Raw genomic sequence first — 18,386 nt, forward strand, 5'->3', positions numbered from 1 at the left:
CGGACCATTCGAGCCAATGGTTCTCGGTGCGTGCGAGCGACGTATGCGGATCGCGTCCCGGCGGAATACGCAGATGCGAGGCGGCATAAGCCAGCGAAAACGGCACGCGCTCGCCTTCGCTCACGGTGAATTCCGCGACGGTTTTCATGTTCTCGCCGCGCAAGTCAACCGGCGTGCGCAGCACCGCGGTGTCCGGGCCGACGATCGCCTTGATGCCGCTGTCGTGCTTCAGGCGATCCACCCACGGAATCGAAAAACCATAGTCGAAGCGCAGCACCAGCTCCATCTGCATGCTCACCGTGCCGCGTTTGCCGACCACAATCCGCACCATCTCCGACCAACCGTTGCCAGGCGGCATGAAGTCGATCAGCGTGACCGCGCCTTCCGGCGTTTCGAAATCGGTTTCCAGAATCAGCGTCTCGCCACGATAACGCCGCGTAATTTTGGGCGGCGTATCCGAGACTGGCGAGATCAGCCAGCGGCCGTTGTCGGGCGTGCCGAGCAGGGCGGCGAAGCAGGCGCCGGAGTCGAAGCGCGGCCAGCAGAGCCAGTCGACGGAACCGTCTCGGGAGATGAGCGCGGCCGTGTGGCCGTCGCCGATGAGCGCATAGTCTTCGATAAGTGCGGGCATGGAGGAGCGTGTCAGTTTTACGCGAGGCGAAGACCGCCGCGCGCCGGGTCGTTGTTACTACCGGACTCGCGCGATGCGTTTTGGTTCAGCACGCAATGCGGCAAAACGCGAGTTGGTAATTGTCAAATCACTGCCTACAATCGGTTTTCATGCCGATGCGCGGAGACCTCCGAATCATGCACCGGCTTTGCCCATGGCGCATGCAGACGCCGTTTTCGAGGATCCAAGCTATGCTGAACCCGTCGAAATCCGATTGCATCACGATTCTCTCGGCCGCCAGCGAACTGGCTGACGATTCAATGTTGCCGCTCGATCATGACCGGCTGGGCCTGAGCCGTAACGGCATGCAGACCGCGCTGGCCTTTCTGATCGAACGGGCCTGCTTCCGGCGTCATCAGGGCGGTGACGGCCATTATGCCGTCGGCGGATTGTCGTTGCAGGGGCGCTTGCGGCTGGACCAGCTTTCGAACGGCTGACCTTCCGCGTTCTTGCGGGACGGCGCCGGGCCCGTACCGCACCCGGTTGTGTGTCCCTTGCAGCTTTTCTATGGCTGACTACCGCCGCCTAGAAGTGTGACGACCCCACGCCGAAGATCCCAATGATGCCGATGATGATCAGATAGAGCGCGACGATGTAGTTCAACAGTCGCGGCATGACGAGAATCAGAATACCGGCGATCAGCGAAACGAGCGGGCCCAGGCTGAGTGTGACGTTCATGAAGACTCCGTAGTGTGAGATGGGTGAGACGCGGTTGAAAAAATACCCCGCCAGGCGGGACAATTGCTACGCATGCAGATGAAGGGCCCGGGCCTGACGCGGCCCGGCCTAACGCCGCCCGACCTAACGCGGTCCGACTGAATCCCTGTAGCCGGATTCGCTGCATGATCCGACGCAACGCTTCTATACTTGCCTCGATAAAACAATTCGACCGATTGCGCGGCAGACCAGAGACACCATTACAACCGAATCAACCGAATAACCGATGTCCAGGAGGTCCTATGCTTCGTAGTCACCGGGCTGCAGTGCATGCCGTTTCAAGCTCTCTTTTACCTTCTACTGCTCAATCCACCTCATGGCGCGGCGCGCGGCCAACTCCTCTGCGCTCCGCTCGCTCGATAATAAAAGGTTTCGTGCTCATGGTCTCGATTGTTGCTTCGCATGCGTTTGCGCAAGATTCCGGCCCGGTTCCCGCCGACGGCGTCTATGACATGCTGGTCGGCACTTACACCGGCGGTAAGAGCGAGGGCGTGTACGTCTACCGCTTCGACACGAAGTCGGGCGAAGCGACCCGCGTATCGGTCGCGCCGACGGTCAACCCGTCGTACCTGGTGGTGAGCCGTGACCGGCGCTTCGTCTATGCCGTCAACGAATTGCCCGGCGACAACGGTCCGGCGACGCAGCGCGGCGGTATCAGCGCGTTTCGCTTCGACGCCGCGAGCGGCCAACTGACCTTTCTCAACAAGGTCTCGTCGGACGGCAATGACCCGTGCTATCTGAGCCTGTCGCCGGACGGCAAATATCTGCTGACGGCCAACTACTCGGTGGCCGCCGATCCGGGCGGCAGCTTTGCGGTGTTCCCGCTGCAGGCGGATGGCCAGGTGGGCGCGTCGGTGCTCACGGTGCATCATGAAGGCGGTGGTCCGGTGAAGGGGCGTCAGGACAACTCACACGTTCACTCCACCGTGTTCTCGCCGGACGGCCACTATCTGTTCGCGCAGGACCTGGGTGCCGACAAGCTGTACTCGTACCGCTATACCCCGGACGGCAGCCGTGGCCTGTTGGGCCCGACCGACTGGCGTTACACCCAGGAGAAAGCAGGTACGGGCCCGCGTCACCTGGTGTTCGGCGCGGACGGCAAGCATGCGTATCTGACGAGTGAACTGGCCGGCACGGTCAGCACCTTCAACTACGACGACGGCAAGCTCACGCAGGTGCAGACGCTTTCGTTGACGGAACCTGGCTTCAAGGGCGCTGTCGGCGGCTCGGCGATCCATCTTTCGCCGGACGGGCGCTTCCTCTACGCGTCGAATCGCGGCGACGCGAACGATATCGTGATCTTCTCGGTCGACCCTACCAATGGTCATCTGAAGAAGATTGGGCACCAGTCGAGTCTCGGCAAGTCGCCGCGCGAATTCGCGATCGACCCGACCGGCAATTGGCTGATCGTCGGTAACCAGAACAGCGGCACGGTGTATGTGTTCAAGCGCGATCAGCAGAGCGGATTGCTCGAAGCGAATCCGAAGCGTATCGAGATCGATTCGCCGGTGGACTTCAAGCTGGTGTCGCCGTCGTGAGGCAGGGTGCGCGCCATGTGGACATGGTTGAGGCTGCGTTCAGCGCTCGATGTGAATACGAGTACGCTGTGATGCGAATGCGTGTAAGCATTCGTTGGCCGGCCGTGATCTGAATACGCGCGCCGCATAAAAAATGGGTTGCTTCTGAACTGCACCCCAAGAGTTGGATAGTTTTCGGCTAGGGGCGTGAGGGCTGAGTCCTGTACATCACAGGACTCAGCTCGTTTAGTTTGAGCTGGCTTTGTTGCCTGCTACTGGCTCGTCGTGCTTATTCCGCCGGTCCCGGCGCGAGCACTTCACGGCTGCCATTGATGCCCATCGCCGACACCAATCCCGCTGTTTCCATCTGCTCGACGAGCCGCGCCGCGCGGTTATATCCGATGCGCAATTGCCGCTGCACCGACGAGATCGACGCGCGCCGCGTGCGCACCACGAAGGCAACGGCTTCGTCGTAAAGCGGATCGGCTTCGGCCTCCGGCGTGTCGCCGAACAGGTCGGGCGACGCACCTTCAGTAGCCGGGCCGTCGAGAATACCTTCTTCGTATTGCGGTTCGCCGAACTGCTTCAGATATTCGACGATCCGATGCACTTCCTCGTCGGCGACGAAAGCCCCGTGCACCCGCTGCGGGTAACCGGTGCCCGGCGGCAGGAACAGCATGTCACCTTGGCCGAGCAGCGATTCGGCACCCATCTGATCGAGAATCGTGCGCGAGTCGATTTTCGACGACACCTGGAATGCCACGCGCGTCGGAATGTTCGCCTTGATGAGGCCGGTGATCACGTCCACGGACGGACGCTGCGTTGCCAGAATCAGGTGAATGCCGGCGGCGCGCGCCTTCTGCGCGAGACGCGCGATCAGCTCTTCGATCTTCTTGCCCGCGACCATCATCAGGTCGGCCAGCTCGTCGATCACCACCACGATCAGCGGCAGCGGCGCGAGCGGCTCGGGTGCTTCCGGCGTCAGCGAGAACGGGTTGCCGAGCTTCTTGCCCTTCGCTTCCGTATCGCGAATCTTCTGGTTGAAGCCGGCCAGGTTGCGCACGCCGACCGCGGACATGAGCCGATAGCGCTTTTCCATTTCGCCGACACACCAGTTCAGCGCATTGGCGGCCAGTTTCATATCGGTGACGACCGGCGCGAGCAGATGCGGAATGCCTTCGTACACCGACAGTTCCAGCATTTTCGGGTCGATCATGATGAGCCGCACTTCTTCAGGCGTCGCCTTGAAGAGCAATGAACAGATCATGGCGTTGATCGCCACCGACTTGCCCGAACCCGTCGTGCCTGCCACCAGCATGTGCGGCGCTTTCGCCAGATCGGCGACCACCGGATGCCCGGTGATGTCCTTGCCCATCGCCAGCGTCAACTGCGAATGCGAGTTCTGATAGACGCTGGCTTCGATAATTTCGGACAGGCGGATCGTTTGCCGCTTGGCATTCGGCAACTCGAGACCCATGCAGGTTTTGCCCGGAATCGTCTCGACCACGCGAATCGACGTGAGACCGAGGCCGCGCGACAAGTCCTTCATCAGGCCGACGATCTGACTGCCGCGCACGCCGAGCGCCGGCTCGACTTCGAAGCGCGTGATGACCGGGCCGGCCGAATGGCCGACCACAGTGACCGGCACCTTGAATTCCTGCAGACGCTGTTCGATCAGCAGACCGGTTTCGATGAGTTTTTCTTCGGAGACGGGTTCGACGTCGGTGTCGGCGAGCGCGAGCAGGTCGAGGGTCGGCAATTCGACCATCGATGCCGAGGGCGCGCGGAATTCGAAGCCATTGGCCGGGCTGTGGCCGCGCAACGGCGGCCGCTGGACGATGGGTTCGGCGGGTTCTGCAGGCTCAGTGGGTTCCAAAGGCTCGGTCGGCTCCGCAGGGTCGATGGGTGCCGAGGGTTCGATTGCGAGGTGAGCTGCGGATGGTACGGCTTGGGCGGTAGGGATGCTCAGTGCGGCTGTTGCGCCGGGTGCGCCTGGTACGTTTGATGTGTTTGGTGTGTAAGCCAGCGCGTCGGCGGCTTCGTTGACAACGGCGACAGACGCCACGGGGGCGGCCTGAACCGTGAAGCCAGGGAAGCGAACCACATTCGACGCGTGCGATGCTGCGTTTTGTGGCTGTACTGCGTCGATGACAGTCGAAGTGTTCGAAGCGTTCGAAGCGCCCGATGCGTCCGATGCGTTCGATGCGTTCGACGAGTTCAAGTCGTCGGATATGTTCGATAGATCCGATAGGGCAGGGGTGTCCGTCGTTACCGCTTCGACTGGCACGGCTGCTTCGCTTACGCTTGCGACGTGCCATGGCGGCGTGGCGCGATGCATCGTCACGGCCTCGCCTGGAGCGTCGGTGCTGACTACGTGCGGTACGCCCGCCGTATCCGCAGTAGTAGTCATGTGCGTCGCTGCAATTTGCGAAGGCACCGCAGGCTGAGCTAACGGCTGCGCCTGCTCAGCGCGCAAAGTTTCGGCACGCGCCGCTTCTGCGTGAGCGGCGATGCTGGCAGCATCAGACGCCTCGGCAGCCTGAGCGATCGGCTGCACGCGTTCAGCTGATGCGTTTGCATTGCTATTGCTGTTCTGATTCGCGAATTGCGTCGGTTCGTCTTCGACGAACGGTGGCAAGTCCGTTTGCGCGCCGCTCGCCTGCAACTGGGTCGCGAACATTTGAAACGGCGTAGGGGTGGGCACCGGTGCCGCAGCCGACGCCGCAACCAACGATGTCTGAATGATCGGCGGCTCAATCGGCCATTGCACGACGGGCTCGGTGCTCAACGGAGTCGTCGTGACCATCGTATTTTCCGCGCCGCTGCTGCGCGCGAGGCTGACGCCGGCGATGTCGGTCCAGCGTGCGGCGTTTTCCTCGATGCTGCGAAGCGTTTCCTGGACGCTGGCCGGCGGCGTGACTTTCTGCGTTGTGGCCATGGGCCGGGTATAGCTGGGTGCCGGCGCGCTGAAGGAAGTCGGGCGCCGCGTTGGCTGCGTCGGCGCGACGTTGGCGTTCGCGCGCGAAGCGGCGACTGCACCCGCGACGCCAGCCACACCTGCCATGCCCGAGCCAGCCGCCAACGATCCCACCGGACGTTGCTCGCCGGCTGTGCGTCGGCCAACCGGCGACGCACCATCGCGAGCCGAAGTCGCGGTCGTTCCCGAGCCCGTCGTCGAACCGGCCACAGGTGTGGTCGCGCGCGGCGCCGTTGCCGGTTCACGCAACCAACCGGCTGGCGCTACCGGTTCGGCCGGCATCCATGCCGGCTTGTCCGCGTGCAGCGGGTGCGTCGGTGTCGGCGTCTGCGCCTGCATCGGCACTTGCCGCTCCACCTGGCGCGGCGTTGTCCCGGCGGACGTGCGCAGCACCGGCTCCGTCTGCGTGGTCTGGCTGCGCGTCTTTACTGCGCCCGGCCGCCAGTTCGCCCCGGCACCACGCGCCGCCGCGTCCCTGGCCGCAGCGGGGCCGCCCGCCACACCCGCCGCACCACCCGCCGCAACTGCACCACGACCACCTGCCGGCGGCCGCCAGACGGTCGGGCGCGCGTAACGTCCATTACTTTTCGGCGCCATCGTATTGGTGGACGGCGAAACGTGCGACGGCAAACCGTCGTCGACGCTGCGATGGCGGCGCGCTTCCTCGTCGCGTTTGGCAAGGCCGCGTGACAGGCCGAGGCCGAATGCCCCATCGGCCCACATGGCGACGCCGCTCCAGCGGAAGTCGATCAGCCAGGGCAGGCTGATCACGAGCAGGGCGAGCGCCGCGAGCGGCGTGCCGATATGGCCGAGCAGATGACCGAAGCCCGCCGCCAGCGCATGGCCGAGGCCATTCACGCCGGCCGCGTCGATCAGCGACGCCTCCAGGGTGCAGCTCGCCACCATCACACAGACGAAGCCGAGCCAAAGGCGGATCGTGCCGGGGCCGCGCAAACCTGCGCCGCCTGGCAGCACCGACTTCACGAGGCGCCACAAAAGAGGAATGAACCAGACGGCTGACCCGCCGAACCAGCCGAAAACTACCGTGTGCATGCTAGACATCAACGAATGACGGACGCGCAAAAACGCAATCCATCGAGTTTAACCGGGGAAGCCCGATGCTTCGAAGGCAGACGCAAGTATGCTTGCGTCCAAATGGGAAAGCAGGCCGGCGAGCGGCCTGCCGTCGGTGAAAAACAACGGCTGCTACGACAGCCTGTGCGCGCCATGCCGACAGCGTCGGCTGCAACCGTCCAACGGCTTGTCTGCTCGCGGGTCGATCCGCCTACGTGTCACTTGGCGCTGCTGTCGAACGTCAGCGTATCGCCGTTGTCGAGCACCAACTGCATCTGCTGCGGTGTGCGCATCTGCACGCCGGTGCGGTCGATGTGCGTCAGCGCGTTGAGATACGCACCTTCGATCTGTCCGCCCGGCGTCATGCACGCCATGCGCGTGCCGCCCAGGGTGCCGAAGCTCAGCTTGCCGTCTTTCAGCGCGTACGAACCCATGTAGCGGTTGCAGCCGGAAAAACCGCTGGCGTGGCGCTGGCCTTTGTCGGTGGAGAGCACGAGCGTAATCGGCGCGCTCTGATCCGCGGACGGAATCGCTCGCACCGTGCCGTCGGCCTGCTTCCAGCCGCTGAGCACCCAACTGGTGTTGTCGAGCAACTGGGTGGCGGCCGGATTGAACGGATCGGGCGGTGCGGCTTCCGAGTCGGGATGCTTCGGCATGGCGCACGCGCTGCATAGCGCGGCGACGCTCAACGCGGCGATAGCCGTGCGCGCATAAGGGATGAAGCGCGCAACACGTCGCGCGGAGGAGCTTTGGAGCATGACGTCGTTCCTCTTCAAACTGGCGAAGGCGTAAGGGTAACGCACTAAGCTCGCCGCACGCGAGCGCAACGGCGTGAGAGCGGACTTAAACACGTGCGTCGCAGCGTGCGCCGCGGTTAGTGCCGCAGCGCGCTCTGCGCGCCTTACGCACAGATAGCAACGCGAACCCGGTGAGCAACGTGCGGCGAGGGGCCGCGACGTCGGCGCATCGGGTGCGTATCGGGGTGCGCATCGGGGTGCGCATGTTAACATCGTGTTCTCCCCAATCCCACCCTCATCCGACTTTTTCTGGAGACCCCATGCAGATCGGCCAACGGATCGGCACGCCTCTTTCTGAATCCGCCACGCGCGTCATGCTGCTCGGCGCCGGCGAGCTCGGCAAGGAAGTGATCATCGCGCTGCAACGGCTGGGTGTCGAAGTGATCGCCGTCGACCGTTATCCGAACGCGCCGGGTCATCAGGTCGCGCATCGCTCGCACGTGATCGACATGACCGACCGCGCCGCGTTGCGCGCGCTGGTCGAACAGGAACGCCCGCATCTGATCGTCCCCGAGATCGAAGCCATCGCGACCGACGCGCTCGCCGCGATCGAAGCCGACGGCCTTGCCGAAGTGATCCCGACGGCGCGCGCCACGCAACTCACGATGAACCGCGAAGGCATCCGCCGTCTGGCCGCTGAAGAACTTGGCCTGCCGACCTCGCCGTACGCGTTCGCCGATTCGCTCGACGAACTGCGCGCGGGCATCGCCAAGGTCGGTTATCCATGCGTGGTGAAACCGGTGATGTCGTCATCGGGCAAGGGGCAGTCGGTGCTGAAGAGCGACGCGGATGTCGAAACCGCCTGGCAATACGCGATGGCGGGTGGGCGCGTGAATCACGGCCGCGTGATCGTCGAAGGCTTTATCGACTTCGAGTACGAAATCACCCAGCTGACGGTGCGCGCCGTCGATCCGGCGAGCGGCGAAGTCAGCACGTATTTCTGCGACCCGATCGGCCATGTGCAGGTGGCGGGCGACTACGTCGAATCGTGGCAGCCGCAGCCGATGAGCCCGCTCGCTCTCGAACGCTCGCGCGATGTGGCGCATAAGGTCACTGCGGCATTGGGCGGCAGGGGCCTCTTCGGTGTGGAACTTTTCGTGCGCGGTGATGACGTATGGTTCTCGGAAGTGAGCCCGCGTCCGCACGATACGGGTCTCGTCACGCTGTGCTCGCAACGCTTCTCGGAGTTCGAACTGCATGCGCGCGCGATTCTCGGCTTGCCGGTGGATACGTCGCTGCGGGCGCCGGGCGCGTCGGCGGTGATTTACGGCGGTCTGGACGAAGCGGCTATCGCATTCGAAGGTGTCGCGGCGGCGTTGGCCGTGCCGAATGCGGATCTGCGTCTCTTCGGCAAACCGGAGAGCTTCGTCAAGCGCCGCATGGGCGTGGCGCTGGCCACTGGCGAGAATATTGACGAAGCCCGCTCGCGCGCGAAGCAGGCCGCGGCGACGGTGCGGCCGGTTTCCACGAAGTAAGTAACGCGCTTCGGAGACGCGCCAGGCGGTCCCGCAGCGCGTCGATGTGCAATGAAATAGTCGCTTGTCTCGCAAGCTCGCCGGGCGCGAAACCCGGCTCATTGAAGTTCGTTGAAGTAGAGGTGGGTATGACCCTGGGATCCCGCAAGAACATGCGGCTTGGAAGGCTGGGCCGTTTCGGCGCACTTGGCGTGCTGCTTGCGCTGTGTGCCGGGATGACAGGGTGCGGCCTCGCCGCCGCGCCTTGCCGGGTCGCTTCGGCTGGTTTGAAGATCGTGCCGCTGGTCGGGCACGTGGCCGCCGCGCCGACCGACGCGTGCGCCAACGTGATCGATCCATAAGCGACCCACGACCGACTCACGACCGACTCACGAAGGGTCCGTGAGCGTTCCTGACGCACAAAACAGCCGCAACCACCGCCGCAACCACAACCGCAGCGCAAGGCGCACCGCCCGTGCCTGATGTGCAACAACGATCGAGGCATCTCATGAAGAAATGGCTTGTTGCAGTCACTGCGGCTACGGGTCTCGCTGCGCTATACGGCAATGCATGGGCCGCGCCATTGCACCTCGCCGAGATTCAGGCCAAGAATCGCCAGACGCACAAATACACCTGCGCGACCGGCAAGATTCTGCAAGTGACCTACTGGAACACGGCGAACGGCCAGAGCTTCGCGCTCGTGCCTGTAAAGGGCCAACAACTGCTGTTCGTCAACACGATATCGGCCTCAGGTGCGAAGTATCAGGCCGGCAGCTACACCTGGTGGACCAAAGGCCCGCGCGGCGACCTGTACGACGCGACGGACGGTGAAAACGCCCCGCCGATGCTGTCCGACTGCGTCACTATCAATCGCTGAGCATGATGCGGCGGCTTTTTTCAAACACCCCGCCGCCTGCCTTACTTTACCGTTGCCTCTGCCTTGCGGCGTTGCCCGCCTGCGCGCATCCTTTCCGTTCGAGTAGTAAGCTGTCCGGCATGGCATCCGCTGTGTCCGCTGTTACTGCTGTCCCCGCTGTGACCGTTATGTCGGCCCGCGCACGGTTCGCGTGGCTGTCGTCGTCTTCAATCGTACGTTTTCGGACCTCAACGGGCGGGCTAGTCGCCGGCGTCCGTTTCATCAAGCGAGACCCTCCATGAAAGCATCGGACCTGTTCGTCAAATCGCTGGAAGCTGAAGGTGTCGAGTACGTGTTCGGCATCCCCGGTGAAGAAAATCTCGATCTGCTCGAATCGCTGCGCCGCTCGAAAATTCGCCTGATTCTTACGCGTCATGAACAGGCGGCCGGTTTCATGGCCGCCACGTATGGGCGCCTCACCGGACGCACCGGCGTGTGTCTGGCCACCCTCGGGCCGGGCGCGACCAACTTCGTGACCGCTGCCGCATACGCGCAGTTGGGCGGCATGCCGATGCTGATGGTGACCGGGCAAAAGCCGATCAAGTCGAGCAAGCAGGGCCATTTCCAGATCGTCGACGTGGTGCGGATGATGGAGCCGCTCACCAAGTACACGCGGCAGATCGTGTCGATCGCCAACATTCCGGCCGCGGTGCGCGAGGCGGTTCGTCAGGCTGAAGAAGAGCGTCCCGGCGCCGTGCACCTCGAGTTGCCAGAAGACGTTGCGGACGAAGAGGGCGACGGCAAGCCGATTCCGAAGAGCTACAGCCGCCGTCCTGTCGCCGAGGAAAAAGCCGTAGCGCGCGCGGTCGAGGCGATCACGAAGGCGAAGCATCCCTTGCTGATGATCGGTGCGGGCGGCAACCGCAAGACCACCACCAAGATGTTGCGCGAATTCGTCGACCAGATCGGCATTCCATTTTTCACAACGCAGATGGGCAAGGGCGTGATCGATGAATCACACCCGATGTGGCTTGGCAACGCTACCTTGTCCGACGGCGACTTCGTGCACCGCGCGATCGACCACGCGGATTGCATTATCAATGTCGGGCACGACGTGATCGAGAAGCCGCCGTTCTTCATGCGCAGCGGCGACGCCGGCGAGAAGACGGTGATTCACGTCAACTTTCTTGGCGCGGAAGTCGATACGGTGTATTTCCCGCAGATCGAAGTGGTCGGCGACATCGCCAACGCGGTGTGGCAGCTCAAGGAAAGTCTCAAGGAACGGAAGGAACATTGGGACTTCACGCGCTTCAAGGAGATCAAACAGCACTTCGAAGCGCATCTTGTCAAAGGCCAGCACGACGACCGTTTCCCGATGTACCCGGTGCGGATCGTCCACGACGTCTACGAGACCACACCGGTAGACGGCATCGTGTGTCTGGACAACGGCATGTACAAGATCTGGTTTGCGCGCTACTACCGCGCGCACGAACCGAATTCGCTGCTGCTCGATAACGCGTTGGCGTCGATGGGCGCGGGGTTGCCATCGGCGATCGCGACCAAGATCGTGCATCCGGACCGCAAGGTCATGGCGGTGTGCGGCGACGGTGGCTTCATGATGAATTCGCAGGAGCTAGAGACAGCAGTGCGTCTGAAGCTCGATCTGGTGATCCTGATTTTGCGCGACGACGCGTTCGGCATGATCCGCTGGAAGCAGGAGAACATGAACTTCCCGGACTACGGCATGACGCTGAGCAACCCGGATTTCGTCGCGTATGCGCAGAGTTACGGCGCGAAGGGGCATCGCATTGAATCGGCGGCGGAGTTCGCGCCGCTGCTGCGCGAATGTTTCGTGACGCCCGGCGTGCATGTGATCGATCTGCCGATCGACTACTCGGACAACGAGCGCGTGTTGAATCGCGAAATCAAGCGGCTCTCCGCGCAACTATGAGCGGCGGCTGGCGTCAACGAGAAACAGCCAGGCAGGAAGCTGACCGCATTCGCGCCGGCAAGACGTGGATGTCGCGCTGATAGCGAGCGGCGGCGAAACCGTGGAGGCGGCGCGCCGGGGCACAGCCCTTGCCGGTTGCATGTTGCTGATGAGGCATTGGATCAAGGAGAACGCGTCATGTTGAACAAGACTTACCCGTACTACCTCGCCAACGTTGCGGTGGCCGCGAACACCGATCTCGAAGTCACGGATAAATTCAGCGGCGAAGTGGCGACCCGCGTGGCGATGGCGGACGCGGCGGCGATCGACAAAGCGATCGGTTATGCCGTCGCCGCGATGCCGGCGTTGCGCGCGTTTCCGCCGTTCAAACGCCAGGGCGTGCTCGAACATTGCGTGAAGCGCTTTCGCGAGCGTTACGACGAGTTGGCGCTCGCGCTGTGTATCGAAGCCGGCAAGCCGATCAACGACTCGAAGGGCGAGGTCACGCGTCTGATCGATACCTTTAAGGTGGCGGCTGAAGAGTCGGTGCGTATCGACGGCGAGATCATCAATCTGGAGATTTCGCCACGGGCGAAGGGTTATCACGGCTATGTGAAGCGTGTGCCGATCGGTCCGTGCTCGTTTATCTCGCCGTTCAATTTTCCGCTGAACCTGACCGCGCACAAGGTTGCGCCGGCGATCGCGGCGGGCGTGCCGTTCGTGCTGAAACCGGCCAGTCGCACGCCGGTCGGCGCTTTGATCATGGGCGAAATTCTGGCCGAAACCGACTTGCCGAAAGGCGCATTTTCGATCCTTCCCGCGCATCGCGACGGGGCCGATCTGTTCACCACCGATGAGCGTTTCAAGCTGCTTTCCTTCACCGGCTCGCCCGCGGTGGGCTGGGAACTGAAGAAAAAGGCCGGCAAGAAGAAAGTGATTCTGGAACTGGGCGGCAACGCGGCGGCGATCGTCGACGGCGATCAGGGCGAGAAGCTCGATTACGTGGTCGACCGGCTGGCGTTCGGCGCGTTCTATCAGTCGGGGCAGAGTTGCATCGGCGTGCAGCGGATTCTGGTGCATGCAAAGGTCTACGACGCGCTGCGCGAGAAGCTGATCGCCAGGACGAAGTCGCTGATCATGGGCGATCCGAAGGACGAAAAGACCTTTGTCGGGCCGATGATCTCCGAATCCGAGTCCAAACGCCTTGCCGGCTGGATGGAAAGTGCGGTGCAGGCGGGCGCGAAGATCGTCGCGGGCGGCAAGGTCGAAGGCGCGATGTTCGAGGCCACGCTGCTCGAAGGTGTCAAGCGCGACACCGATCTGTATCGCAAAGAAGCCTTCGGACCCGTGGCGATTCTGGAGCGCTTCGACGATTTCGACGCCGCTCTGGCGACCGTCAACGACAGCGACTTTGGCCTGCAAGCCGGCGTGTTCACCGATTCGCTCGCCCATGCGCACCGCGCGTGGGATGTGCTCGAAGTGGGCGGCGTGGTGATCAACGACGTGCCGTCGTTCCGGGTCGACAACATGCCGTATGGCGGCGTGAAAGATTCCGGACTCGGGCGCGAGGGCGTGCGCTACGCGATCGAGGACATGACCGAAATGCGCTTGATGGTGATGCGCGAGACGTGGTGACGGGGCGCGAGCGGGTGGTTGATTTGGGCTGGCCTCTGGCGCCCCGGTGACGCGTCCCGTCCCCCTGGTTGGCGGCTGGTCGGCAGTTGCTGTCATGTAACTGTCGCGTAGGCGAACTACGCTGCCAGCGGGGCGCCCGGTCGCCTGGAGGCAAGTTGCCGACGTCCGCATCCAGCTGCCACGGGCCGCCTTTCGCCTGCGTAAGCAGAAAGCCGGCGGTTGCGCCATGAGTGTTTTTGCTGAAGTGCTACAATACCGGCCTTTCCGGCGGGTGTTTCCGCCGGCCGGAGCCGGCCGCATTTTTCCCGTAATACTGACGGGTCCCGTGCGGTACGCCGTGGCTCCGCCTTCATCCTGATGCCCTCTGCGGTTCCGACCGCTGCCGCGCGCACCCGCGCCAAGCGCATTTTTAGCGAAAGCCACCATGTCCGACACAGCCGTCACGCCCAGTACTGCGACTTTTGATCAATTCGGCCTCGCGCCCGACATCCTGAAAGCCGTCAAAGAATCGGGCTACACCATCCCTACGCCGATCCAGGAGCAGGCGATTCCCGTCGTGCTGGCCGGCCGCGACATGATGGGCGCCGCGCAAACCGGCACCGGCAAGACCGCGAGCTTTTCGCTGCCGATCATCCAGCGCTTGCTGCCGCAGGCCAGCACGAGCGCATCGCCCGCCCGCCATCCGGTGCGCGCGCTGATCCTCACGCCGACCCGCGAACTGGCCGACCAGGTGGCCGCGAACGTGCAATCGTACGCGAAGCACACGGCGCTGCGCAGCGCCGTGGTGTTCGGCGGCGTCGATATGAATCCGCAGTCCGAGCAACTGCGCCGCGGCGTCGAAATTCTGATCGCCACGCCGGGCCGTCTGCTCGATCACGTGCAACAGAAAACCGCCAATCTCGGCCAGGTGCAGATCCTCGTGCTCGACGAAGCCGACCGGATGCTTGACATGGGCTTCCTGCCGGATTTGCAGCGCATCCTGAACCTGCTGCCGAAGGAACGTCAGACGCTGCTGTTTTCGGCCACGTTCTCGGGCGAAATCAAGAAACTTGCCGCCACATATCTGCGCGACCCGCAGACGATCGAAGTCGCGCGCAGCAATTCGACTGCTACCAATGTCACGCAGATCGTTTATGAGGTTGCCGAGGGCGACAAGACCGGCGCCGTCGTTAAGTTGATTCGTGAGCGCGGCCTCAAGCAGGTGATCGTATTCTGCAACAGCAAGATCGGCGCAAGCCGGCTGGCGCGGAGCCTGGAACGCGACGGCGTGATTGCTACCGCGATTCACGGTGACCGGACGCAGAATGAACGGATGCAGGCTCTGGATGCGTTCAAGCGTGGCGAGATCGAGGCTTTGGTGGCGACTGACGTCGCTGCGCGTGGTCTGGATATCGCCGAGCTGCCCGCCGTGATCAATTTCGATCTGCCGTTCAATGCGGAAGACTATGTGCACCGGATCGGGCGCACCGGGCGCGCTGGCGCGTCGGGCGATGCTTTGTCGCTGTGCAGCCCGAATGAGCGTAAGCAGCTTGCCGATATCGAGAAGCTGATCAAACGGCCTTTGGAAGTGCAACACCTGACCGTGGATACACCGGTGCGGCATCACCATGAAGAGCGTCCGCCGCGGCGTGAGCGCGTTGATGGCCGTGCAGAGGGCCGTGACGAGCGGGGCGGTCGCCGGCGTCCGGGGGCTTCGTCTTCGGGTTCGTTCGATCGGCCGCATCATCATCGCGCGCAGCCTGTGGATGATTTCTTCCTCAAGCCTTATGAGCCGTCGGCGGCTTCTGTTCGGAAGGGCGAGGAGGCGGCTGCCTCGTCGGCTGCTGCTCCGCAGAAGTCTGCTTCCAAGCAGCCGTTGGCTGCGTTGCTGGGTGGGTTTGGGATGCCCAGGAAGTTGCCTTCGTCTACCTGATTGCTGGCTTTTTGCCTTGGTCTTGTTGTTTTTGGCGCTTCTTTTCTGAGCGGTTTACTGGCGCTGCCTCCGTTCCGGGCGGCCGCTACGCCTCGCCGCCATCACACTCGCACACCCCGTGCGCTGCGCCCATGCTGCCGTCGCGGCAGCATAAAAGCCCTCTAACGTCGTATGCCCAGTTCCATCGAGTTCAAGACCCAGATGACGCGCGGCTGCGCTCAGCGCTTCAAGCGGGTTGTCATTGTCAAGCGCGATTGCGCCGTTTTGCTTGCTGAGCTTTTCACCCTGATCGTTCGTGACCACCGGTACGTGCAAATAATCCGGTGTCGGCACGTCCAGGCAACGCTGCAGGTAGATCTGCCGCGCTGTTGAATCCATCAAGTCCGCGCCGCGCACGATGTGCGTAATTCCCGCGTCCGCGTCGTCGACCACCACCGCCAGTTGGTATGCCCACTGATCGTCAGCGCGTCTCAGGACGAAGTCGCCGACATCGGTGGCCAGGTTCTGCGTCTGTTCGCCCTGCCAGCGGTCCTCAAATGTGATCACCGCCGCGTCGCCGTCGGGTACGCGCAGGCGCCATGCGCGCGCCGGTTTGCCATGGAGGCCGTTGCGACAGGTGCCGGGGTAGGCGAGCGTGGTGTTGCGCGCGTGCGCATGCAGCAGCGAGTCGGCAATCTCCTTGCGCGTACAGCCGCATGGATAAGCCAGGCCGGCAGCCTTCAATTGCTCCAGCGCTTCCTGATAGCGCGCAATACGATCGCTCTGCCAGACGGGCGGCTCGTCTGCATGCATGCCGAAATTCTCGAGGGTCGACAGAATCTCCTCGGCTGCGCCAGGGACGGTGCGAGGCCCGTCGATGTCTTCGATGCGCACCAGCCATGCGCCGCCATGCGCGCGCGCGTCCAGCCAGCTCGCGAGCGCACTCACCAATGAGCCGAAATGCAGGGGCCCGGTAGGCGACGGCGCGAAGCGTCCACGATAGGTCATGGGTCGGATGGATTAGTGCCGAAAAAACGGAGTGTCTTGCGTGTCTCCGCCGTGCATGGCGGCAATCTTGCATGGCTCGGCCTCGTTCGAAGCCCATGCAGCCGCTAAACGCGGCGCCGCGGCGCAGGCAGCCACGCTCTTCGAGGTTGTGATAAATGCAGCGCACCTGGCCGCGCGCTTCGCGTTTGCGACAGCGGGAGCGTGCGGGGTGCCGAGCTCGCCCAGCGCGCCTCGCCACGATCGCGCGAAGGCGTTTGCGCTTATCACGCAGCGTGCGCCGCCGTGCTGTCCGGATGGCATTCCGGGCAGGTCTTGCCTGCCACGTACATCGGCGATTGCTGCGCTTTTGGCGTCACCACCGCGCGGCAGCCGAAGCATTGGACGGTCGCGGTCGGCTCCAGTTGCGGATTGAGGGCGGTGCGGTAGTCGAACACGAAGCAGTCGCCGTGATAGTGCGCGCCGCCGACTTCCTCGAAATACTTCAGGATGCCGCCTTCGAGTTGGTACACGTTCTCGATGCCGACTTCCTTCATGTGGATCGCAGCCTTCTCGCAGCGAATCCCGCCCGTGCAGAACGAGACCACCGTCTTGCCTTCCAGATCGGCACGATTGTGCTCGATCACTTCCGGAAACTCGCTGAATTTCGTAATGCGGTAGTCGAGCGCGTCGTCAAAAGTGCCGACGTCCACTTCGAACGCGTTGCGCGTGTCCAGCATCACGACGGGGCGGCCTTCGTCGTCATGCCCGCGGTCGAGCCAGCTTTTCAGTGTGGGGGCGTCGACAAACGGCGCGCGGCCCAGCTCCGGCCGGATCGCCGGTTTTTTCATTGTGATGATTTCGCGCTTGAGCTTGACCAGCATGCGAGTGAACGGCTGCTTTTCCGACAGGCTTTCCTTGAATTGCAGATTCGCGAACTTGCCCTCGAACAGCGCGTCGTGACGGATGTAGTCGATGAAGGCGTCCGCGGCTTCGCGCGAGCCCGCGACGAACAGGTTGATGCCTTCGGGCGCCAGCAGGACGGTGCCGCGCAAGCCGAGCGTATTGCAGCGCTCGGTGACGAGCGGGCGCCATGCGGCGGTGTCTTCGATAGTCGCGAAATGATACGCGGCGAGATTGACGATACTCATGTGTGTCCAGCGGTAAGAAGTGCCCGGCGGCGCGAAAAACGGGGCGCATTGAGACGCCCGCATTTAGACTCCACGCGGCGCGGCCACGTCGAATAGGCGAAACCCGTATTATCCCTCAAGCTGGCACTTTGACCGACTCGGCCGAATGGCCGGTCTATTGCGGCAGCGCAAACTGCTCGCAAACTTGCTCGGAGCGTGTCCGCACGCGCTTGCACCGGGTCGCATCTTCCGGCGAGTGCAATACCGCCGAACCCGCTCCGGCTGGTCCGTTCAAGCGCGCAAGGCGCGCCGGCCGTGCGCTGTCGCCGAAACTGTCAGATGTCCGCAAAACGGCGGTGTAGGGTGCTGCCGCGTTTCACTCCTAAGCCTAACGGCTAACGCGCCGTTTTGGCCTGAAAACTCCGGAAGGGTGGAGTTACAATGTCGCCCATGTCAGATCCCCGCTTCGTTCATCTCCGCGTTCACTCCGAATTCTCGATTGCCGATGGCATCGTGCGTCTTGACGACGTCGTCAAGGCCGCTGCCAAAGACGGTCAAGGTGCGCTCGCCCTTACCGACCTCGGCAACGCGTTCGGCCTCGTCCGCTTCTACAAGGAAGCCCGCGGCAAAGGGGTCAAACCCATTGCCGGCTGCGACGTCTGGATCACCAATCCGGACGACCGCGAGAAGCCCTCGCGTTTGCTGCTGCTGGTCAAAGATCGGCGCGGCTATCTGAATCTGTGCGAGTTGCTCA

Annotated in this window: 14 protein-coding genes and 1 pseudogene; 9 read left to right on the forward strand and 6 right to left on the reverse strand. The window is 63.2% G+C overall.

Features of this window, described 5'->3' with window-relative positions; genetic code table 11:
- A partial coding sequence (locus tag VFE81_RS05435) for a trehalase-like domain-containing protein (RefSeq protein WP_325043612.1) occupies positions 1 to 631 on the reverse strand: 631 nt, incomplete at its 3' end.
- 230 nt (positions 632 to 861) lie between these two features.
- On the opposite strand from VFE81_RS05435, the gene VFE81_RS05440 reads away from it, so the two are divergent.
- A complete protein-coding gene (locus VFE81_RS05440; protein ID WP_325043613.1) occupies positions 862 to 1,107 on the forward strand; it encodes a hypothetical protein in 246 nt (81 codons plus the stop codon).
- An 88-nt stretch (positions 1,108 to 1,195) separates the two neighbouring features.
- Here VFE81_RS05440 and VFE81_RS05445 read toward each other — a convergent pair whose 3' ends face one another.
- Positions 1,196 to 1,348, reverse strand: coding sequence for a DUF3096 domain-containing protein (locus VFE81_RS05445; RefSeq protein ID WP_007175701.1), 153 nt, complete (start codon positions 1,346 to 1,348; stop codon positions 1,196 to 1,198).
- 281 nt (positions 1,349 to 1,629) lie between these two features.
- Between VFE81_RS05445 and VFE81_RS05450 the strand changes: the two genes are divergently transcribed.
- Entirely contained in the window at positions 1,630 to 2,925 is a 1,296-nt protein-coding gene (locus VFE81_RS05450; RefSeq protein ID WP_325043614.1) for a lactonase family protein, read from the forward strand.
- 268 nt (positions 2,926 to 3,193) lie between these two features.
- Here the strand turns inward: VFE81_RS05450 and VFE81_RS28935 are convergent.
- Positions 3,194 to 4,729, reverse strand: a pseudogene (locus VFE81_RS28935) (DNA translocase FtsK); the annotation flags it as partial.
- A gap of 2,444 nt (positions 4,730 to 7,173) precedes the next feature.
- Positions 7,174 to 7,713: an META domain-containing protein gene (locus tag VFE81_RS05460; protein ID WP_325043616.1), complete on the reverse strand. Its 540-nt coding sequence runs from the start codon at positions 7,711 to 7,713 to the stop codon at positions 7,174 to 7,176.
- A 299-nt stretch (positions 7,714 to 8,012) separates the two neighbouring features.
- On the opposite strand from VFE81_RS05460, the gene purT reads away from it, so the two are divergent.
- The 6 genes from purT (at position 8,013) to VFE81_RS05490 (ending at position 15,539) form a co-directional block, all read left to right on the forward strand.
- Complete coding sequence (gene purT / locus VFE81_RS05465; protein ID WP_325043617.1) at positions 8,013 to 9,227, forward strand: formate-dependent phosphoribosylglycinamide formyltransferase; 1,215 nt, start codon at positions 8,013 to 8,015, stop codon at positions 9,225 to 9,227.
- 128 nt (positions 9,228 to 9,355) lie between these two features.
- Positions 9,356 to 9,568: a DUF6726 family protein gene (locus tag VFE81_RS05470; RefSeq protein WP_325043618.1), complete on the forward strand. Its 213-nt coding sequence runs from the start codon at positions 9,356 to 9,358 to the stop codon at positions 9,566 to 9,568.
- Positions 9,569 to 9,714: 146 nt separating this feature from the next.
- Positions 9,715 to 10,083 carry an MliC family protein gene (locus VFE81_RS05475; protein WP_325043619.1) on the forward strand — a complete coding sequence of 123 codons (369 nt, stop codon included), beginning with the start codon at positions 9,715 to 9,717 and terminating at the stop codon, positions 10,081 to 10,083.
- Positions 10,084 to 10,360: 277 nt separating this feature from the next.
- Positions 10,361 to 12,013, forward strand: a complete 1,653-nt coding sequence (locus VFE81_RS05480; protein ID WP_325043620.1) for an acetolactate synthase large subunit — start codon at positions 10,361 to 10,363, stop codon at positions 12,011 to 12,013.
- Between the two features lie 177 nt (positions 12,014 to 12,190).
- A complete protein-coding gene (locus VFE81_RS05485) occupies positions 12,191 to 13,627 on the forward strand; it encodes an aldehyde dehydrogenase family protein (RefSeq protein ID WP_325043621.1) in 1,437 nt (478 codons plus the stop codon).
- Positions 13,628 to 14,051: 424 nt separating this feature from the next.
- Entirely contained in the window at positions 14,052 to 15,539 is a 1,488-nt protein-coding gene (locus VFE81_RS05490) for a DEAD/DEAH box helicase (protein ID WP_325043622.1), read from the forward strand.
- Positions 15,540 to 15,593: 54 nt separating this feature from the next.
- On the opposite strand, the gene gluQRS is transcribed toward VFE81_RS05490, so the two are convergent.
- The gene (gene gluQRS / locus VFE81_RS05495) at positions 15,594 to 16,526 is read right to left on the reverse strand and encodes a tRNA glutamyl-Q(34) synthetase GluQRS (RefSeq protein ID WP_325043623.1); all 933 of its coding nucleotides are present in this window, start codon (positions 16,524 to 16,526) and stop codon (positions 15,594 to 15,596) included.
- A gap of 263 nt (positions 16,527 to 16,789) precedes the next feature.
- Positions 16,790 to 17,653 carry a sulfurtransferase gene (locus tag VFE81_RS05500; RefSeq protein ID WP_325043624.1) on the reverse strand — a complete coding sequence of 288 codons (864 nt, stop codon included), beginning with the start codon at positions 17,651 to 17,653 and terminating at the stop codon, positions 16,790 to 16,792.
- A gap of 420 nt (positions 17,654 to 18,073) precedes the next feature.
- On the opposite strand from VFE81_RS05500, the gene VFE81_RS05505 reads away from it, so the two are divergent.
- Positions 18,074 to 18,386, forward strand: a 313-nt coding sequence (locus tag VFE81_RS05505; RefSeq protein WP_325043625.1) for a PHP domain-containing protein, incomplete at its 3' end; no start/stop codon positions are given.

It is taken from the genome of Paraburkholderia sp. (genome assembly GCF_035656215.1).
In the GTDB taxonomy this organism is placed as follows: Bacteria; Pseudomonadota; Gammaproteobacteria; order Burkholderiales; family Burkholderiaceae; genus Paraburkholderia.